3 protein-coding genes are annotated in these 3,149 nt (G+C 42.6%); all 3 read right to left on the bottom strand.

Translation table 11 applies throughout. From position 1 onward, the window contains the following. Positions 1–120: 120 nt before the first annotated feature. Positions 121–849: a gp53-like domain-containing protein gene (locus AFM12_RS19385; protein WP_131458507.1), complete on the bottom strand. Its 729-nt coding sequence runs from the start codon at positions 847–849 to the stop codon at positions 121–123. 2 nt (positions 850–851) lie between these two features. After that, positions 852–1,580 (bottom strand): phage tail-like protein, encoded by a 729-nt coding sequence (locus tag AFM12_RS19380; RefSeq protein ID WP_055152112.1) that lies wholly within the window; start codon positions 1,578–1,580, stop codon positions 852–854. Positions 1,581–1,584: 4 nt separating this feature from the next. Then, positions 1,585–3,149, bottom strand: a 1,565-nt coding sequence (locus AFM12_RS19375; RefSeq protein WP_310586894.1) for a Kelch repeat-containing protein, incomplete at its 5' end; no start/stop codon positions are given.

The following is a 3,149-nucleotide window of genomic DNA, read 5'->3' as shown; positions in this document are numbered from 1 at the left end:
TAGTAACTGTTTCATGTGCTCCTTGTTTGAACCAAAGTTGCTTCGTTATTTCAATCGAAATGAATGAATGTATGTGAAGACGGGCAGTGCGGCTGTGAAGAGGTATTTTTTGTTAGTAAATCAATACCCAATGGCCATCCAATGTACCTCAGGGTAATTTGACCCTGTACTGAATACTTCTGTACCGCCAATTTCAAAGTCTGCATACGTGCTTTTGACAATTTTAGCTGGCTTATTGGATGCTAAGGTATTATTTACCGTTTCTACCACGGTAGCTGTTAGACTCAATAGCTTTGAAAAAGAAATGGGAAAATTGACCTTCTTGATGTTATTATTCTCATAAGTGGTTCTGCCCCATTGAATAATAATTGAGCCCATGCGGGCAAAGCCGGTGGGTGAGGTGTTTTGCTGGTACCAGCTAACCGCTCTTAAAGTGCCATTCACAGTGAGGTCGGCTTCAGGAGTAGCCGTATTAATTCCTACCTTGAGACCTTTATTTGAGTAGATATGTTGCTCATCTACAGTCCAGCCTGACTCTGAGATTTTGGCGTTTGGAAGATGTGGTTTTACGGCTTTAAGAACAGTAGGGCTGGCTTCTTCAAATCCACAATTTTTTGTCCACTGGGTTCCGTCATACATATCGAGACAGTAATCGTCTGTATTCAAAATCATCAATCCGGCTACAGGATTTGGTATGGTATCTCGGGCCTCGGTAGTAAGACGCGGAATTCTGACTCCCTGGGTACTACTCTCCAGTTTCATAAAATCCTGCCCATACTGAGCTATAGTACTTCCCACCCCAAAAAGAGAGAGGGAGAGAGTAAGAATTAAAGATAAAATTGTTTTCATGGCTATATTCCGATGGCTATCCATCTGACTTTAGATTGTGTATCGTTGGAAAACACCTGGGTTCCTCCTATTGAAAACGAGCTGTTGGTTAACTGACCTATCTTGACCGGCACGTTAGCACCTGATCCAGTATTGCTGACAGCGTCCACAACAGCGTTCACTACCGGAGTTTGTGTAAAAACGGAAGGAAAAGTTATCACCTGATAAGTATTATTGGTGTAGCTGGCTTCTCCCCATTGCACTAAAACTCCCGCCATTCTGGCGTAGCCATTCTGACCATGCATCTGATCAAGCCAGGCATTGGCTTTGAGTGTTCCGCCTACATCTAATTTAGCCGTAGGATACTCATTATCTACACCCACATTTCCACTGTTGATACTGGAGAGGGTATCATGAGAAACACGCCAGGCAAGGGTGTTAAATTCCCGGTCGTCACTCGGCCGAAGTACACTTCTATACTCACCTGCCGCTACTTCAGTATAACCGCAGTTAATGATCCAGTTAGACCCGTTATATATGTTCAGGCAATCATTATCAGCATTTATGATCATCAATCCCTCCACAGGATTGACCATCTGATTTCGCTGTTCCGTGGTAATCCTGGGTACTTCCCAGCCACTGGTTTTGCTGTTCATTTCCACAAGGGCCGAAGGGTTTGAAGGGTCAATTAGAACTGACTGTGCCCTGCAATAAACGCCAACAAAAAGTAAAAGAATAATGAGCTTCTGCATTGATTTAATTGGGTTTACCTACGGCTATCCACCGTACTTTTGAAACAGCGTCTCCACTAAAACCTTTGGTTCCGGCTATGTTAAAACTAGAGGGCGAGGTCCCGACCAATTTAACCGGTGCATTGGCCCCTGAGCCGTTATTGGCTTCACTATGCAGGTTTGCGGTTACTGAATAAAGTGTTTGAAAAGGAGTTGGGAAAACCACATTTTGAATGTTATTGGTAGAATAACTGGCTGTTCCCCATTGTAATAACACACCAGCCATGTTTACGAAGCCGTTCTCTGTGAGTTGTTCAGAGAACCAGTTGTCCACTTTCAATGAACCGTTAACATCCAAAGTGGCCAGAGGTTCAGAAGTTCCTATGCCTATATGCTGACTATCTGTTTGTAATACATTGTTTTGCCTATTCCAAATAGTGGTATTAATGTTTTGAGCTTCATTTACCTCTGTACTGTGCCGGTATTTCTTTTTGTGATAAACATAAAAAGGCCCTCCACCCATGTAGGCTTTATCACCTATAACACTTACCGAATGCTCTGTAGAAATGTAATGAATCCCTGTTGTGGCTATCTCTGTCCATTCGTTTATGTTAGGGTCATATTCCCATAAATCATAGCGTTTAGATCCCGGGTCATTAGTCCTATTACCAAACCCTCCATAGATTTTGCCATTCATGCTGAAACCAAGGGCATATAAACGACCCTTATCTAAACTCAAAGACGACCGGAAGGACCAGCTATCACTCACCGGATCATATTCATATAAATTGGACGAATAAATTTCTCCAAATCCTGATTTCAGGGCACCAAAAATGGTATAACCCTTGCCATTAAGGGAGCAAGTAGCTGCAGAATAAATAGGAACATAAAAGTCAGTTAACCTCTTCCAGGAATCGGCTATGGGGTTATATTCATAGAAATCCTTTAGAAAGATGTAGTCATTGTTAATTGTATTGGTAGTAAAACCTCCTAGCACATAGGCTTTATTATTAATTACAAAAGAAGAGGCAAAAGCCCGGGACTGTGGACAGGAAGCTTTTGGGGTCCAGGTATCCGTAGCAGGGTTATAGGCCCATAGACGCTGTGTATGGAGATTCTTTGAAGGATCGACTTCCCAGAGGCCAAGGATATATCCTGTATTTCCAATTTGAAAACCTTGAGTAACGGAAGTCGGGGGTGCCATCGGTGTTGGAAAAGAGTCTGCTATACTCCATGTATCTGTCTTCGGGTAGTAAACTGAATGAAACCCTGAACCGGTATTTATAAAATGAACGGCTGAATCAAAAACAAAAGTCACATTTGTTTGATACTGGTATAAGTCATTATCAATCAGCTTCCAGCTCTCTTCTTCCAGAAAATTGGAATCAATTTCAGCTTGGGGAATCTTTAAACCAAAATGGTCAATCCATCCAAGTCCAAGTATTTCCAGAGAGCCCTGGGTTTCGTTAAAAATCTGCGTTCCAGATGGTGGGCCGGGCATGGCATCCCTTTCGGTTTCTGTCATTCGGGGAATAAGAATCCCCTGATGATCACTTTTAACATCCAACAAAAGGGAAGGTTCGCCGGTAT

This window comes from Jiulongibacter sediminis (assembly GCF_001306455.1).
Classification (GTDB): Bacteria; Bacteroidota; Bacteroidia; order Cytophagales; family Spirosomataceae; genus Jiulongibacter; species Jiulongibacter sediminis.
Note: the sequence above shows the minus strand (reverse complement) of the source record. Positions and strands in the feature narration are given on the sequence as shown.